Origin of the sequence: Pseudomonas aeruginosa, from assembly GCF_001457615.1 — a bacterium.
GTDB lineage: Bacteria > Pseudomonadota > Gammaproteobacteria > Pseudomonadales > Pseudomonadaceae > Pseudomonas > Pseudomonas aeruginosa.
This window is the reverse complement of the sequence record NZ_LN831024.1, coordinates 1,438,298-1,454,384: the sequence shown is the minus strand read 5'-3', so window position 1 is coordinate 1,454,384 and position 16,087 is coordinate 1,438,298. Positions and strand designations below refer to the sequence as shown.

Genomic DNA, 16,087 nt, shown 5'->3' with positions numbered 1-16,087 from the left:
GGTCAAAAAAGCGTTAAGCCGTCTCTCAATGAGAAGCGGGAACCGTCTCCATTTGTTGCAGCAGCAGCGCGGCCTGGGTCCGGGTGCGCACGTTGAGCTTGCGGAAGATCGCCGTGACGTGGGCCTTCACCGTCGCCTCGGAAACGTTCAGGTCGTAGGCGATCTGCTTGTTCAGCAACCCTTCGCAGACCATGGTGAGTACCCTGAACTGTTGCGGGGTGAGGCTGGCGAGCCCGGCGCTGGCGGCCTTGGCCTCCTCGCTGAGGGCTTCGGCGGCGGCATCCTGCGGCGGCCACCAGGTGTCCCCGTCGAGCACCGCGCGCACCGCCTGCTGCAGGGTTTCCAGCGGACTGGACTTGGGAATGAAGCCGCTGGCGCCGAACTCGCGGGAGCGCTGCACCACCGCGGCCTCCTCCTGTGCCGAGATCATCACCACCGGCACCTGCGGGTATTGCCCGCGCAACAGCACCAGGCCGGAGAAGCCATAGGCCCCCGGCATGTTGAGGTCCAGCAGGACCAGATCCCAATCGGCCTTCTCGTTCAGCCGCGCTTCCAGTTCGGCGATGCTGGCGGCTTCCACCAGGCGCACGTCGGGGCCCAGCCCGAGGGTGAGGGCCTGGTGCAAAGCGCTGCGAAACAGGGGGTGATCGTCGGCGATCAGGATCTCGTAAGAAGCCATGACATGTCCTAGTTTGTTCGGCCCAGCCGAGGCGGCGCTCAGGATGCCGACCGAGGGCGGACCGGTCAAGCCGAATGAGGGATACCTCGTACACCGCGTTCGTCTTTTCAAACACCCCGGCTTGCTGGCAGAGTGGCGGACCCTCCCCGCCCCGTCGAGCGAGCCATGCGAAGCCAAGCCCTGCGTGCCGATGTCCTGATGCTGATCACCGCCATGATCTGGGGGGTGTCGTTCGTCGCCCAGCGCCTGGGGATGGACGCCATCGGGCCGTTCCTCTATACCGGCCTGCGCTTCGTCCTCGGTGCCCTGGTGCTGGTGCCACTGCTGATGCTGCGCTCGCGACGCGACGGCGCGCAACCCTTCAATCGCGGACAGTTGCTCGCCGGTGTGATCCTCGGCGTCGCCCTGACCACCGGGATCAACCTGCAGCAGGTCGGCCTGCTGTTCACCAGCGTGACCAACTCCGGCTTCATCACCGGGCTCTACGTGATCGTCGTGCCGTTGCTCGGCCTGCTGTTCGGCCAGCGCACCGGCGCGGGCACCTGGCTGGGGGCGTCGCTGGCGGTGCTCGGCATGGCCCTGCTGAGCATCGGCCCGGGCTTCCAGGTCGCCTCCGGCGACTGGCTGCAACTGGCCGGCGCGGTGGTCTGGGGCGCGCACGTCCTGCTGGTAGGCCTGTTCGCCAGCCGCTACGACCCGATCCGCCTGGCCTTCCTGCAGTTCGCCACCTGCGCGGCGGTCAGCCTGCTGCTGGCACTGGTCTTCGAGGAAATCCACTGGGACGCCATCGTCCAGGCCGGTCCCGCCCTGCTATACGGCGGCCTGCTCGGCGTCGGCACCGGCTTCACCCTGCAGGTGGTGGCGCAGAAGCACGCCATCGCTTCCCATGCGGCGATCATCCTGTCCCTGGAAGCGGTGTTCGCCGCCATCGCCGGCGCCCTGTTCCTCGCCGAGACCCTGCACCTGCGCGGCTATTTCGGTTGCGCGCTGATGCTGGCGGGCATGCTGGTGGCGCAGTTGTGGCCGCGCAAGCTCGCCGCCGAAGCGCGCCCGGCCTGACACTCAGCCACGGAACGGCGCCAGGGCACGGTGCGCCGGGCTGGCCTCGTCCAGCGGAATGTGCCGCTTGGCGCCCAGGTAGCGCTCGCTGAACACCTCCAGGTAGGCGCCGAGCGCCTCGCCCGCGGCCTCGTCGCCAGCCAGCTCCAGGCACAGCGCCGCCACTTCGGCGGTGCACAGGTGCTCGCCACGGGTCGAGCGACGCAGGCGATAGCGCGAGAGCTGCTCGGGCAGCAGGCTGAGCACCGGGAACGGCTCCAGGTAGGGACTCTTGCGGAACATCTTGCGCGCCTCGGTCCAGGTCGCGTCGAGCAGGATGAACAGCGGTCGCTTGCCTTCCACCAGCGGGGCGACCTCGTTCACCACCCGCTCCGCCGCCACGTATTCGCCGGGGAACACCAGGTATGGCTGCCACTGCGGGTCGGCCAGCAACTCCAGCAGGCGCGGGTCGACCTCGGTGCGCGACCAGCCGAAGGCGAAGGTGTCGGCCACGGTATCGGCGATCAGCCAGCCGGTGTTGGTCGGTTTCAGCGCCTCGATGTCGTGCATGACCAGGCACATGCCGGCGCGCGCCTCGACCCGCGGCCGCCAGGCGCACATGCAATAGCTCGGCAGCAGCCGACAGCCTTCGCAGCGCGGCATGCGCGAACCGCGCGCGACGAAGGGTTTCAGGCTGCGCGCCAGGCGCTCCTGGCGCAAGCGGGAAACGGCATGGCTCATCGGGCAGGCTCCCGATACGGAAAGGACAGGCGAAGGAACATCGAAGACTCGAGGAAACGGGCTGGAAAGCGACCGCGAAATTCTATCAGAGCCCGCGTGGCTCCTGCTTTGTCGGACAACTTCCGAGGCCGCGAAAAAAAATTCTTCACAGGGGCCTCAGACGTCTAGTTAGAGCGGGATGCGATCCCTATAATCCGCCCCCTTTTTCGACACCGGGCAGCCGGCTCCGCCCGCTGACCTTACTGCCTCTCCAGACGAGTGACGCCCCCCTTGCTCGAGATCCGCAACGTGACCCGCCGCTTCGGCGACTTCACCGCCGTCGACAATGTCAGCCTGACGATCAACACCGGCGAATTCTTCACCCTCCTCGGCCCTTCCGGGTGCGGCAAGACCACCCTCCTGCGCATGCTCGCCGGCTTCGACCAGCCGGACAGCGGCGAGATCCGCCTCAACGGCCAGGACCTCGCCGGCGTCGAGCCGGAGAAGCGCCCGGTGCATACGGTGTTCCAGAGCTACGCGCTGTTCCCGCACATGAGCGTGGCGCAGAACATCGCCTTCCCGCTGAAGATGGCCGGAGTGGCGAAGAGCGAGATCGACGCCCGCGTCGAACAGGCCCTGAAGGACGTACGCCTGGCGGACAAGGGCGGGCGCATGCCGACACAGCTTTCCGGCGGCCAGCGCCAGCGCGTGGCGATCGCCCGCGCGCTGGTCAACCGGCCGCGCCTGCTGCTGCTCGACGAACCACTGTCGGCGCTGGACGCCAAGCTGCGCGAAGAAATGCAGATCGAACTGATCAACCTGCAGAAGGACGTCGGCATCACCTTCGTCTATGTCACCCACGATCAGGGCGAAGCCCTGGCGCTGTCGCACCGCATCGCGGTGATGAACCAGGGCCGGGTGGAGCAACTGGACGCCCCGGAAACCATCTACAGCTTCCCGCGCAGTCGTTTCGTCGCCGACTTCATCGGCCAGTGCAACCTGCTCGACGCCACGGTCGAGGCGGTCGACGGCGAACGCGTGCGCATCGACCTCCGGGGCCTGGGCGAGGTCCAGGCGCTGAAATCCTTCGACGCCCAGCCCGGCGAGGCCTGCGTGCTGACCCTGCGGCCGGAGAAGATCCGCCTGGCGCAGAGCGTCACCGCCGACAGCGACGAGGTGCACTTCCGCGGTCGCGTCGCCGAACTGCTCTACCTGGGCGACGTGACCCTGTACATCGTCGAGCTGGAGAACGGCGAGCGCCTGGAAACCCTGCTGCCTAACGCCACGCCCGGCCGAGCCAAGTTCTTCGAGGTGGGCGACGCGGTGGAAGCCGCCTGGCGCTTCGATGCCGGCCATCTGGTCAGGGCCTGACACGATGAGAAAGAACCTCGGCAAGTGGCTGCTGGTCTGGCCGCCGCAAGCGTATCTGCTGTTCTTCTTCCTGGTTCCGGCGCTGATCATGCTGTTCGCCTCGTTCCGCTTTCCCGGCGACTACGGCGGCCTGGCGCCCTGGATGTACAGCGAGGACGGGCAGACCTTCTACGACCTCAGCGTGGAGAACTACACCCGGCTCACCGAGAGCTGGGTGTACCTGCAACTGTTCGTCAAATCCTTCGGCTACGCCCTGGTCACCACCCTGGCCTGCCTGCTGCTCGCCTACCCGGTGGCGACCACCCTCGCCCGGGCCCCGGCGAAGTGGCGCAACCTGCTGATCCTGCTGGTGATCCTGCCGTTCTGGAGCAACCTGCTGGTACGCGTCTACGCCTGGATGATCATCCTCTCGCCGTCCGGTGCCCTGACCCGCGGGATCAACGCCGCGCTGGACCTGTTCGGCGCGCAGCCGATCAGCCTGATGTTCACCCCGTTCGCGGTGATCCTGTGCATGGTCTACGTGCACCTGCCGTTCATGATCCTGCCGCTCTACGCCAACCTGGAGAAACACGACCCGGCCCTGCTGGACGCCGCCCAGGACCTCGGCGCCGGTCGTTGGCAACGCTTCTGGCGGGTGACCTTCCCGCTCTCGCTGCCGGGCGTGGCCGCCGGCGCGGCACTGGTATTCATCCCGGTTCTGGGAATGTTCGCCATCCCCGACCTGGTCGGCGGTACCGACGGCATCATGATCGGCAACCTGATCAAGAGCCAGTTCCTCGACTCCCGCGACTGGCCGTTCGGCAGCGCGCTGTCGATCGCCCTGACCGGCTGCATCCTGCTGCTGGTCGCCCTCGGCATGGGCGCCGCGCGCGCCCGCAAGGGAGGCGCCCATGCGTAGGCCCTACCTGCTCTGGAGCGCCACCGCGCTGGTGTACCTGTTCCTCTACGTACCGCTGGTGATCGTGGTGCTGTACTCCTTCAACGACTCGCGGCTGAACGCCGAGTGGGTGGGCTTCACCCTGGACTGGTACCGCAAGCTGTTCGGCAACCGCGACATGCTCCAGGCCGCCGCCAACTCGCTGGTCATCGCGCTGGTTTCGGCCAGCGTGGCGACCCTGCTCGGCACCCTCGCCGGGGTCGCCCTGCATCGCTTCAAGCTGCGCGTGCTGCCCCTGCTGGTGCTGACCCCGATCGCCATTCCGGAACTCCTGATGGGGGTCTCGCTGGTGATCTTCTTCATCGGCCTGAACATGAGCCTGGGCATGCTCTCGGTGACCCTCGCGCACATCACCTTCTCGGTCGGCTTCGTCGCCCTGGTGGTGCAGGCGCGCATGTCGGGCATGGACGAAAGCCTCACCGAGGCGGCCCGCGACCTCGGTGCCACGCCCTGGCAGAGCTTCCGCCTGGTGACCCTGCCGCTGATCATGCCGGGCATCGTCGCCGGCGCGCTGATGGCCTTCACCCTGTCCATCGACGACTTCGTGATCACCTTCTTCACCGCCGGCGGCGGCTTCGCCACCCTGCCGACGCAGATCTACACCATGATCAAGATCGCCGTGACGCCCGAAGTGAACGCCGTCTCCACCCTGCTGATGCTGCTCACCCTGGTGCTGATCGTGATCGCCTCGAAACTCTCCCCCAGCGCCATCAAGGGCCATTGATCCGCCGAAACCCGCGTGCCTCCCGGAGAGGCCCGCGGCCTTGCCCTGCTCCGGTTTCCGGAGCCCTGCCACCCCGTAACAAGGAACCATGATGAAAAAGCTGTTGCTCGTCGCAACCCTCATGGCAGGAGCCGCCCAGGCCACCGCCGCCGAGAAGCTGTATCTGTTCAACTGGAACGACTACATCGCCGAGGACACGGTGAAACGCTTCGAGCAGCAATGTGGCTGCGAGCTGGTGCAGGAGTTCTATTCCGGCACCGAGGAAATGATGGCCAAGCTGGCCGCCGGGGCCAGCGGCTACGACGTGATCATCCCGACCCAGAACGCGGTCGAGGCGCTGATCCGCAAGGGCGACCTGCTGGAGCTGGACAAGAGTCGCCTGGCGAACCTGAACAACGAGGCCGCGGGCTACCTCGACAAGGATTTCGACAAGGGCAACCGCTATTCCCTGCCCTACGCCTTCACCACCACCCTGGTCGGCTACAACAAGACCGAGCTGGACAAGCTGGGCATCGACCCCGCCGACTGGTCGGTGATCTTCGACCCGGCGGTCCTGGAGAAGATCAAGGGCAGGGTCACGGTGATGGACGACCCGCAGGAACTGTTCGGCGCCGCCCTGAAGTACCTCGGTCACTCCGCCAACGACACCGACCCGCAGCACTGGAAGGAAGCCCAGGCGCTGATCCTCGCGGCCAAGCCGTACTGGGCCGCGTTCAACTCGTCGAGCTATATCAAGGAGCTGACCCTGGGCAACATCTGGGTCGCCCATGGCTACTCCAGCGACATGTACCAGGCCAGGGCCGACGCGGAGGCTGCCGGCCGCGCCTTCAAGGTCGACTTCGCCCTGCCCCGCCAAGGTGCGGTGCTGGCCATCGACAACATGGTGATCCACAAGGGCTCGAAGAACCCTGACCTGGCCTACCGCTTCATCGACTTCATGCTCGACGGTCGGAACGCTTCCGAGCTGACCAACCAGATCGGTACCGGCACGCCCAACGCCGCCGCCCTGCCCTTCATCAAGCCGGAAATCAAGACGCTCGCCGCCCTGTTCCCGGACGCCACCACCCAGGCCAGGCTGGAGCCGCTGAAGGACCTGAACTCGCGCCAGCGACGCGCCCTGAACAAGCTCTGGACAGAGATCAAGCTGCGCTGATCCGCACCGCTATCGACGAAAGGGCGACCCTCGGTCGCCCTTTTGCGTTTCCGTGCCCCGCCCCGAACGCGGTAACATGGCGCCCATTCGCCACCGTCCGTCCCGGGAATGGGCCGACGGAAACAATTCGCCCCCTCCATCGGTCGAATCCGCTTATTGCCCCAGGAGATCTTCGATGTCGCGCTTCATGGCCCTTGCCCTTTGTTTCGTCCTGCCCACCGCCGCCCATGCCGCCTCGCTCAAGGATTTCGAACTGAGCAAGATGCTGGAGAAAGTGGCCAAGGAAAGCAGCGTAGGCACTCCCCGCGCCATCAACGAAGACATCCTCGACCAGGGCTACACCGTCGAAGGCAACCAGTTGATCAATCACCTCAGCGTACGCGCCAGCCACGCCGAGCGCATGCGCTCCAACCCGGACAGCGTGCGCAGCCAGCTCGGCGATAGCGTGTGCAGCAACACCGGCTATCGCCAGTTGCTCGCCCGCGGCGCGATCCTCACCTACAGCTTCACCGAGTACAAGACCAACCAGCCGGTCGCCACCGAACGCTTCGATGCCGGCAGCTGCCGCATCCAGGGCAAGAAGTAAGCGCGCCGCGCGGTCGCCATGCTGGACAAGCAGCATCTGCTGAAGATCGCCAGGACGCCGATGCCGTTCGGCAAGTACCAGGGACGGATGCTGGTCGACCTGCCGGAGGAGTACCTGCTGTGGTTCTACAAGAAAGGCTTCCCGCCTGGTGAACTCGGGCGGCTGATGCAGTTGACCCTGGAACTGAAGATCGACGGGCTGGACGGGCTGCTCAAGCCGCTTCGTCCCCCCGCTCCGTAGGCGAATGACGTCGCCGACGCTATCCGCCGATACCCTGCCCATACCCTGCCTTCACCAGACACCCGCCCCCGTTCGGCAGGGCGAATAACGCCACAGACGTTATCCGCCGATACGCAGCCGAACTCAGCGCAACAACGCCGGATCGCCCTTGCCGGCCACCGCCGCCGCTTCCTCCGGGGTCAGCAGCGCGGTGCGCGGGACCTCCATCAAGCGGGCGCAAGCCGCCAGCACGTTGCCCCAGCAGGCGCGGTTGGCGAACTGCATGCCCGCCTCGTCGAGGGTGCCGCCGCGGTTGCGATAGCCGAGTACCGAGGTGCGCCGGGCATCCGGCAGGATCGGCCAAAGATGACCGCGCGCCACTTCCGCGCGCATATGGGTGAGTAGCACGCGGCGCTCATGGCTATCCGGGAACAGTCGTTCCACCAGCGCCTCGTCGGCCACCGCCTCGACCTCCCAGCGATCGCGCGGCGCGCGGAAGCGTCCCGGCTCCTGCAGGTAGACCAGCCGGTAGGCCTGCCCGGCCTCGGCCAGGCGCTGCGCGGCGCGGCGCATCTGTTCGAGCTGGTAGCTGCCGTTGGCGATCAGCAGCAGCGGATCGGAGCCGCAGCGTTCCTCGACCAGGATCGCGCCGTCGCGGGCCAGGCGCTCGGCCTGGACGGCGTCGAACACCATCGGCCGGTCGCGCTTGGGGATCACCAGGCAGGCCAGTTGCCCCCGGCTGCGGTAGATCGTCGGTAGCAGCGCCAGGGCGCTGTTGTGATCGGCCGGGAAGAGCACCCGGACCATGTCGCTCATCTCGCCAAGCAGGGCCTCGCAGAAGGTGGTGTCCTGGTGCGACTGCTGGTTCTTGCCGTTCTCCCAGGTATGCGAAGTAGCGACCAGCGGCCAGCCCAGCCAGCCGGCCGGACGCCCGACTTCCTTCTGCTGGCGGGCGAAGATCAGGGTCTGGCGCACCGCGCCGAGCATCTTCACGCAGAACGCCTCGTAGCTGGCAACCAGGTTGAGTCCGCCCTGGTTGGCCAGGCAGGCGGACACCACCGCCTCCTCGTTGAGCGCGGTGATGACCCGACCGCTCACCGATTCCAGTTCGCTCTCCGGCTCGCTGACCCGATGCTTGAGCGCCTTGAGCACGCCGCCGAGGCGGTTGCTGGCCAATTCGTCGGGATTGCCGACCCGGGCGCGCAGGTCGGGGTTGGCCTCCACCAGTTCGGTATAGAAGCGGTCCAGCGCGGCCATCGGCGAGCAGGCGTCGTCGCGATAGCGCAGCGGCGGGATGATCGGTTCGATGGGATGGCGCAGGGCCAGCGGGTTGTCCCGTTCGAGGGGACGCTCGCCGCGCTGCTCGGCGAACAGCCGGCGGGCCAATTCGAGAGCCTCAGGCTCGACCCAGAGTTCGTTTGCATGCTGGTTGAACAGTTGCCGGGCCTGTTCGTCGTTATGCGGATTGCCCGGCAGCGGCAGGTTGTGCGCGGCGTTGCTGCCGGCGCCATAGAAGCCGAAGCCCTTGACCGTCTCGGCGATGCCGTAGGGAATCGGCAGCGGGTAGCGGAGGATGCCGCTGTTCTTCTCCTGCACGCGCCGCTCCAGGCGCTGCTCCATCTCCCAGAGCGTACAGACGAAGGCGGCCGGGTCGCGCCCATCGAAGCTGATCGGATCGAAGCCGCATCGGCGCAGATGCAGCTTGAAGCCCTCCAGCCCCTCATGGGTGCCCAGTTCGGTGCGCTGCTCGATGCGCCGGCCATTGGCGATCATCACCGGCAGCGCCGCCCCGCAATCCTCGGCTCGCCACCAGCGCGGAATCCAGTCGCTGCCGCGCTGTTCCTCGGCGGCACCATCGGAGAGGAACGCCACCAGGGTCTCGCCGGGCAGCGGCATGTGCGCGTACTGCAATTCGGCGAAGCCGAGGTAGCCGCCCTCGGCGATACCGCCGGCGGTATGCGGATTCACGTGGCTGCCCAGTGGCGCCGCCGGTGCGCCGTTGGGGGCCTGGGCGTAGCCGTAGAAGTCCTGCAGCAAGCGGTTCAGCCCTTCCTCGCCGTCGGCATAGGCGCGCTCCTGCTCCGGGTGCAGGTTGCCGGTGAGGACGTTCAGCGCGTCGATGGCGGCCACGCAATGGCCCTGGCCCATCAGCCAGGCGCGAGTCTTGCCGGTCAGGACGTTGAGTGCCAGATAGCCGGCGTAGGCCGGGACCATGTTCAGGGCTCCGCCGGTGTGGCCCTCGGGCTGTGTCTTGAAATCCTCGGCCTGCAACGGCTGGCCGTCCAGGCGGATGCGCCGAGCGTAGGTCATGTGCACGACGATGCGCAGGGCGCTGGCGGTCAGCCGGTCGAGGGCGCGGAACAGCTGGTAGACGCTGGCCAGGTCCGGTTGCAGCCCGGCTTGGACCAATTGATGAGCGGTGCGGAACACGGCGGCGCGGGTCTCTGCGCTATGCTGGAGCGGACCATGGCCTTGCAGCCACGCGGCAAACGCCGGCTCGGCCGCCGCATGGGCAAGCAACTCGTCCTGACTGGGCAGAATCTGACTCATGGTGGGTAGCCTCCCTAGTGGTGCCTTGCAGTCTAGGCAGCACACGGCAAAGGGCGCTGACCTGCATCAAGCTCCCCGCCCACGATTCGTTCACTCTGGCCCTGTACGAAGGTTCCATGGCATTCCACGATCCCCGAAAGGTATCGGGGTGTCGACAGAGCTCTGACGGAGGAGGCTCGATGGCATCACTGACGTTTCTAGGCGCCGCCCAGGAGGTCACTGGCTCCTGTTATCTGCTGGAAACCCTCGATGGCGTGAAGGTCCTGCTCGAATGCGGCATGCGCCAGGGGCGCCGCGAAGCCGACAACGGCAACCGCGCGCCCTTCCCCTTCGATCCCGCGAGCATCGACGCGGTGGTCATCTCCCACGCCCACCTGGACCACAGCGGCCTGCTGCCGCGCCTGGCGGCCGAGGGCTTCAAGGGCCCGATCTTCGCCACCGAGGCCACCTGCGAACTGCTGGAACTCATGCTGCTGGACTCTGCGCACATCCAGGAAAAGGACGCCGAGTGGGAGAACCGCTGGCGCAACCGGATCGGCAAGCCGAGCATCAAGCCGCTGTATACCCAGGCCGACACCGAACGCGCGCTCAAGCTGCGCCGGCCGATCAGCCTCGGCAGCACCGTGGCGGTCGCTCGTGGCGTGCGGGTGACCTTTCACAACGCCGGGCACATCCTCGGCTCGTCGATCGTCGAAGTGCAATTCCACGACCAGGTGCAACCGCGCCGCCTGGTGTTTTCCGGCGACCTCGGCAACACCTGCTCGCCGTTGATGCGAGCGCCCTCGCCGCTGAGCCGGGCCGACGTGGTGATGCTCGAATCCACCTACGGCGATCGCGATCACCGCGACAGCAACGACACCCTGGAGGAACTGGCGGCAATTCTCGACCAGGCGCATCGCGACGGCGGCAACGTGCTGATCCCGTCGTTCGCCGTCGGCCGCACCCAGGACCTGCTCTACTACCTCGGCCGCTTCTACCAGGAGGGCCGCCTGCCGCAACAGGCGGTATTCCTCGACAGCCCGATGGCCGCCCGTGCCAATGGCATCTACCTGCGCCACAGCAACGAGTTCGACGACCGCGACCGCGAGTACATTCGCGGCACCGGCACCACCCGCCTGGAGGAATGGCTGCCGGTGCTGCGCGTCACCCGCAGCGCCGACGAGTCGATGGCGATCAACCGGATCAAGAGCGGCGCGGTCATCATCGCCGGCAGCGGCATGTGCACCGGCGGCCGTATCGTCCATCACTTCAAGCACAACCTCTGGCGCCCGGAATGCCATGTGGTATTCCCCGGCTTCCAGGCGCGCGGCACCCTGGGCCGCAACATCGTCGACGGCGCCAGCGCGGTTCGCGTGTTCCACCAGCGCATCGCGGTCAAGGCGCAGATCCATACCCTCGGCGGCTTCTCCGCCCACGCCGGGCAATCGCAGCTGCTCGACTGGGTCGGTCACTTCGCCCACCGTCCAGCGCTATACCTGATACATGGCGAGCGGGAAAAGATGGAAGCGCTGCAGGGCGCGATCCGCGAGCGTCTCGACTGGGATGCCGAGATACCGGAACCCGGCGAACGCATCGAGATCTGAGCCGCCGTCCGCAACTGTCACGCAGTCCGTGGCAGTATGCGGATGACCGCCTGTCCAGGGTGGTTGTAGAAGGAGTATGCGAATGCCCTACGAAGCCGATGACTATCTTTCCCGGCACTTCCAGACCAGCGGCACCGACCTGGCGCGGAAGGTCGACGAACTGGCGGCCCTTGCGGCTCCCGGCGACAGCCCCAATCTCGCGCTCTACCGCGAGATGCTCTTCACCGTGACGCGCATGGCCCAGGCCGACCGCAACCGCTGGGACGCCAAGATCATGCTGCAGACCCTGCGCGAGATGGAGCATGCCTTCAGCGTCCTCGAGCAGTTCAAGCGGCGACGCAAGGTCACCGTGTTCGGCTCGGCGCGCACGCCAGTCGAACATCCGGTCTATGCCCTGGCGCGCAAGCTGGGCGAGGAACTGGCCCGCTACGACCTGATGGTGATCACCGGCGCCGGCGGCGGCATCATGGCCGCCGCCCACGAAGGCGCCGGGCTGGAGAACAGCCTGGGCTTCAACATCACCCTGCCCTTCGAGCAGCACGCCAACCATACGGTGGACGGCAGCGGCAACCTGCTGTCGTTCCACTTTTTCTTCCTGCGCAAGCTGTTCTTCGTCAAGGAAGCCGACGGCCTGGTGCTCTGCCCCGGCGGCTTCGGCACCCTAGACGAGGCACTGGAAGTGCTGACCCTGGTACAGACCGGCAAGAGTCCGCTGGTGCCGATCGTGCTGCTCGACCAGCCGGGCGGCCGCTACTGGGAACACGCCCTGGAGTTCATGCAGGAACAGTTGCTGGAGAATCACTATATCCTGCCGGCCGACATGCGCCTGATGCGCCTGGTGCATTCGGCCGAAGACGCGGTGAAGGAAATCGCCCAGTTCTACCGCAACTTCCACTCCAGCCGCTGGCTGAAAGGCACTTTCGTGATTCGCCTGAACCACGCCCTGAACGAAGCCGCGCTGGCGCACCTGCACGAACACTTCGCCAGCCTCTGCCTGAGCGGCGGCTTCCAGCAGCAGGCCTACAGCGAGCAGGAACAGGACGAACCGGAGTTCCGCAACCTGACCCGCCTCGCCTTCGTGTTCAACGGGCGCGACCAGGGGCGGCTGCGGGAATTGCTGGACTACATCAACCTGCCGGAAAACTGGGACTGAAGCTGCCGCTCCGGCACGCGCTCAATCGTCGCTGCGGCCGTTCAACAGGCGGCTGATCGACTCCATGGAGTAACCCCGGTACGCCAGGAAGCGGCCCTGCTGGGCCTTTTCCCTGGCGTCCTGCGGCAGGCGGGCGAACTTGCGGCGCCAGACCTCACGCAATTGCGCACTCCAGTCGACCTCGCAGGCACCCAGCGCCCTTTCGATATCGGCGCGCGGCAGACCGCGTTGCGCCAGTTCCTCACGGATGCGCAACGGCCCATGGCCGCTACGGGCGCGACTGGCGATGAAGCTTTCGAGATAGCGGGATTCGTCGAGCAGACCTTCCTCGGCCAGGCGGTCGAGGGCAGGATCGATCAACTCGGCAGACGCGCCACGCTGGCGCAACTTGCGGGAAAGCTCGGCGCGCCCGTGCTCACGGCGCGCCAGCAGGTCCATGGCCGCCCGCCGCACGGCGACGGGCGTATCGAGCACGATCGCCATTGGCCTCAATCGGCTTCGGCGTCAGCCACTTCTTCGGCGTCGGCCTTCACCGGGCCGCTCTTGGCCAGCAACTGGTCGCGAATGGTCTTCTCCAGTACCGAACCGATTTCCGGATTGTCTTCCAGGTACTTGGCGGCGTTCGCCTTGCCCTGGCCGATCTTGCTGCCCTGGTAGCTGTACCAGGCGCCGGACTTCTCGACCAGGCCCAATTGCACGCCCAGGTCGATGATCTCGCCGGTACGGTAGATGCCCTTACCGTAGAGGATCTGGAACTCGGCCTGGCGGAACGGCGGGGAAACCTTGTTCTTCACCACCTTGACGCGGGTTTCGCTACCCACCACCTCGTCGCCTTCCTTCACCGCGCCGGTACGACGGATGTCCAGGCGGACCGAGGCGTAGAACTTCAGTGCGTTACCGCCGGTGGTGGTTTCCGGGTTGCCGAACATGACGCCGATCTTCATGCGGATCTGGTTGATGAAGATGACCAGGCAGTTGGCGTTCTTGATATTGCCGGTGATCTTGCGCAGCGCCTGGGACATCAGGCGTGCCTGCAGGCCGACGTGGGCGTCGCCCATCTCGCCTTCGATCTCGGCCTTGGGTACCAGCGCGGCCACGGAGTCGACGATGATCACGTCGACCGCGTTGGAGCGCACCAGCATGTCGGTGATTTCCAGGGCCTGCTCGCCGGTGTCCGGCTGGGAGACCAGCAGGTCGTCGACGTTGACGCCCAGCTTGCCGGCATAGTCGGGATCGAGCGCGTGCTCGGCGTCGACGAAGGCACAGGTGGCGCCCTGTTTCTGGGCCTCGGCGATCACCGAGAGGGTCAGGGTGGTCTTGCCCGAGGATTCCGGACCGTAGATCTCGACGATCCGGCCCTTGGGCAGGCCGCCGATGCCGAGGGCGATGTCCAGACCCAGGGAGCCGGTGGAGATGGCCGGGATCGCCTGGCGCTCATGGTCGCCCATGCGCATGACCGCGCCTTTGCCGAATTGGCGTTCGATCTGTCCCAGGGCCGCGGCCAGGGCGCGCTTCTTGTTCTCGTCCATTGAAGTCCTCGCGAAGTCAGGGCGGCCGGACGGCCACGAACAACTGTATAAGTAGACAGTATTATTCCACAGGGCAAGTCGCTCGCCTACCCCCGACGGGAAGAATGTTCCGAACGGTTGCCCGCAGGCGCGGCTAGCCCGGGTTCTCGCCGTTGCTCATGCGCAGCAGGCCGGTCAGCGCGGTCGCCACCGTCTGCCGGCGCACGGCGTCGCGGTCGCCGTTGAACTGGCAGCGCTCACTGACCAGCCGCTCGCCGTCGGCCCAGGCCAGCCAGACCGTGCCTACCGGCTTTTCCGGCGAGCCGCCGTCGGGCCCGGCGACACCGCTCACCGCCACCGCGAAACGCGCCCCGCTGTGCCGCTGGGCGCCGCGCACCATGGCCTCGACCACTTCCCGGCTGACCGCGCCGACTGCCGGGAACAGCGACTCGGGCACCTCCAGCTGGAGGGTCTTCTGGCGGTTCGAGTAGGTCACGTAGCCAGCCTCGAACCAGCCCGAACTCCCCGGGATGCGGGTGATCGCCTCGGCGATGCCGCCACCGGTGCAGGATTCCGCCGTGCTGACCTGCTCGCCCAGGTAACGAAGGCTTTCGCCGAGGCGGGCGGCCAGTGCGGTCAGGTCGGACTCCATCAGGGTCATCACTGTTCTCCAGGGTAGAAACGGAAAGGGACTACCCTACACCATCGGCTTTTCCATTCAGAAGCAGCTTTCGGACAAGCGCAACCGCGCGAAGGCAGCGAATGCGCGAACATGCGTGTTCCATCACCGTCCAAGGAAAGGCACACCATGAACATCGCGCCACTCAAGGTCTCTCTGCTCTCCCTCGCCCTGCTCCTCTCCCCCGTTGCCAGCCTCCCCGCCCATGCGGCCTGCACCGCCAACCTGGCCCTGCAACCCGCCAGCAGCCTGCCCGCGCTCGGCGGGCGCCTGGTCTACCACAGCTATATGGAGTACGGGGACGGCTCCTCGAACCTCTACCTGCACGATTTCAAGAGCAAGAGCACCCGCCAGCTCAACCAGCCCGGCTGGAACATCGAGGACCCGATGAATGCGCATTTCTCCCCGGACGGCCGCTACCTGACCTTCATGGGCCGCCAGAATGGCGCCTGGCACGTGTTCGCCTGGGCCATCGGCGGTACCCAGGCGCCGAGCAACCTGACTGCGGCCATCGGCGGTCGCAACGAGGATCCGAAGTTCTCCTTCGACGGCCGCCAGGTCGTGCTCAAGCACGAGGGCGACATCCGCCTCGCCACCCTGGTCTTCAATGGCGATGGCAGCGTCGGCGTGAGCGCCTGGAAAGCCGTGACCGGCGACGGCTGGAGCACCGAGGAGTCGATGCCGTTCCTCACACCCTCAGGCAAGTACGTGGTCTACGCGACAGGAGCCGGCGACAGCCTGCGGGTGGTGCGCAGGAACCTGGAGAACGGCCAGGTCAGCGCCCTCGCCACCCCGGCCGCGGGGGGCCGCGACTATTACCCGGTGGTACGCGACTACACCGCCTACTTCCTCTCGCGTACCCAGCCGGCCGGCAACGACCAGTTGGCCATGGTCGTACCCAACAGCCCGCCCGGCACCCCGGCGATCCTGCCGCTCAACCACTGCCAGGGCGACAATTCCGATGCCGCGCCGGTGAACGAGGACTACCTGATCTTCTCCAGCACTTCGTTCGACCCGACCTACAGCCTGCTCCTCGGTGACATCGCCGCGGCGCGGGTCTGGCGTCTCGACCCGGCGCAGATCAACCTGCCCGACGGTCGGCAGAAGCTCGGCGCCAGCTATACCGCGGCACGCTGAAAGCAGCCCGCACAGGCGCGGACCTGAGGGTCCGCGCCGGTTCCGAACGG

16 protein-coding genes are annotated in these 16,087 nt (G+C 66.7%); 10 read left to right on the top strand and 6 right to left on the bottom strand.

Translation table 11 applies throughout. The annotated features are described in order from the left end of the window. Positions 1–25: 25 nt before the first annotated feature. Positions 26–679: a response regulator transcription factor ErdR gene (gene erdR, locus AT700_RS06740; RefSeq protein ID WP_003092229.1), complete on the bottom strand. Its 654-nt coding sequence runs from the start codon at positions 677–679 to the stop codon at positions 26–28. Between the two features lie 132 nt (positions 680–811). Between erdR and AT700_RS06735 the strand changes: the two genes are divergently transcribed. Then, positions 812–1,738 carry a DMT family transporter gene (locus tag AT700_RS06735; RefSeq protein ID WP_003119360.1) on the top strand — a complete coding sequence of 309 codons (927 nt, stop codon included), beginning with the start codon at positions 812–814 and terminating at the stop codon, positions 1,736–1,738. A gap of 3 nt (positions 1,739–1,741) precedes the next feature. Here AT700_RS06735 and AT700_RS06730 read toward each other — a convergent pair whose 3' ends face one another. Next, positions 1,742–2,458: a tRNA-uridine aminocarboxypropyltransferase gene (locus tag AT700_RS06730; RefSeq protein ID WP_003098478.1), complete on the bottom strand. Its 717-nt coding sequence runs from the start codon at positions 2,456–2,458 to the stop codon at positions 1,742–1,744. Positions 2,459–2,716: 258 nt separating this feature from the next. On the opposite strand from AT700_RS06730, the gene AT700_RS06725 reads away from it, so the two are divergent. The 6 genes from AT700_RS06725 to AT700_RS06700 all read left to right on the top strand — a co-directional run bounded on the left by AT700_RS06725 (position 2,717) and on the right by AT700_RS06700 (position 7,448). Then, complete coding sequence (locus tag AT700_RS06725) at positions 2,717–3,808, top strand: ABC transporter ATP-binding protein (protein ID WP_003119359.1); 1,092 nt, start codon at positions 2,717–2,719, stop codon at positions 3,806–3,808. A 4-nt stretch (positions 3,809–3,812) separates the two neighbouring features. Next, entirely contained in the window at positions 3,813–4,706 is an 894-nt protein-coding gene (locus AT700_RS06720; protein WP_009876905.1) for an ABC transporter permease, read from the top strand. Then, on the top strand, positions 4,699–5,469 hold the full coding sequence (locus tag AT700_RS06715) for an ABC transporter permease (protein WP_003092244.1): 771 nt from the start codon (positions 4,699–4,701) through the stop codon (positions 5,467–5,469). Before AT700_RS06720 ends, AT700_RS06715 begins: the two co-directional genes overlap by 8 nt. A gap of 88 nt (positions 5,470–5,557) precedes the next feature. Next, a complete protein-coding gene (locus AT700_RS06710; protein WP_009876906.1) occupies positions 5,558–6,622 on the top strand; it encodes a polyamine ABC transporter substrate-binding protein in 1,065 nt (354 codons plus the stop codon). A 175-nt stretch (positions 6,623–6,797) separates the two neighbouring features. Next, positions 6,798–7,208, top strand: coding sequence for a quorum-sensing-regulated virulence factor family protein (locus AT700_RS06705; RefSeq protein ID WP_003092248.1), 411 nt, complete (start codon positions 6,798–6,800; stop codon positions 7,206–7,208). 18 nt (positions 7,209–7,226) lie between these two features. After that, entirely contained in the window at positions 7,227–7,448 is a 222-nt protein-coding gene (locus tag AT700_RS06700; RefSeq protein WP_003092249.1) for a DUF3820 family protein, read from the top strand. 123 nt (positions 7,449–7,571) lie between these two features. Here AT700_RS06700 and AT700_RS06695 read toward each other — a convergent pair whose 3' ends face one another. Continuing rightward, positions 7,572–9,977 carry a phosphoketolase gene (locus AT700_RS06695; protein ID WP_003113876.1) on the bottom strand — a complete coding sequence of 802 codons (2,406 nt, stop codon included), beginning with the start codon at positions 9,975–9,977 and terminating at the stop codon, positions 7,572–7,574. A gap of 179 nt (positions 9,978–10,156) precedes the next feature. Between AT700_RS06695 and AT700_RS06690 the strand changes: the two genes are divergently transcribed. Together AT700_RS06690 and AT700_RS06685 are read left to right on the top strand one after the other, a co-directional pair. Further along, positions 10,157–11,560, top strand: a complete 1,404-nt coding sequence (locus AT700_RS06690) for an MBL fold metallo-hydrolase RNA specificity domain-containing protein (protein WP_003098484.1) — start codon at positions 10,157–10,159, stop codon at positions 11,558–11,560. 82 nt (positions 11,561–11,642) lie between these two features. Further along, positions 11,643–12,713 (top strand): LOG family protein, encoded by a 1,071-nt coding sequence (locus AT700_RS06685; RefSeq protein WP_004345445.1) that lies wholly within the window; start codon positions 11,643–11,645, stop codon positions 12,711–12,713. Between the two features lie 21 nt (positions 12,714–12,734). Here AT700_RS06685 and recX read toward each other — a convergent pair whose 3' ends face one another. The 3 genes from recX to AT700_RS06670 form a co-directional block, all read right to left on the bottom strand. Next, positions 12,735–13,196 carry a recombination regulator RecX gene (recX, locus tag AT700_RS06680; protein ID WP_003098485.1) on the bottom strand — a complete coding sequence of 154 codons (462 nt, stop codon included), beginning with the start codon at positions 13,194–13,196 and terminating at the stop codon, positions 12,735–12,737. 5 nt (positions 13,197–13,201) lie between these two features. Further along, a complete protein-coding gene (gene recA / locus AT700_RS06675) occupies positions 13,202–14,242 on the bottom strand; it encodes a recombinase RecA (RefSeq protein ID WP_003092260.1) in 1,041 nt (346 codons plus the stop codon). Positions 14,243–14,375: 133 nt separating this feature from the next. Further along, complete coding sequence (locus AT700_RS06670; RefSeq protein ID WP_003092262.1) at positions 14,376–14,882, bottom strand: CinA family protein; 507 nt, start codon at positions 14,880–14,882, stop codon at positions 14,376–14,378. A 147-nt stretch (positions 14,883–15,029) separates the two neighbouring features. On the opposite strand from AT700_RS06670, the gene AT700_RS06665 reads away from it, so the two are divergent. Further along, positions 15,030–16,037, top strand: a complete 1,008-nt coding sequence (locus AT700_RS06665; protein WP_003098486.1) for a TolB family protein — start codon at positions 15,030–15,032, stop codon at positions 16,035–16,037. Positions 16,038–16,087 lie beyond the last annotated feature (50 nt).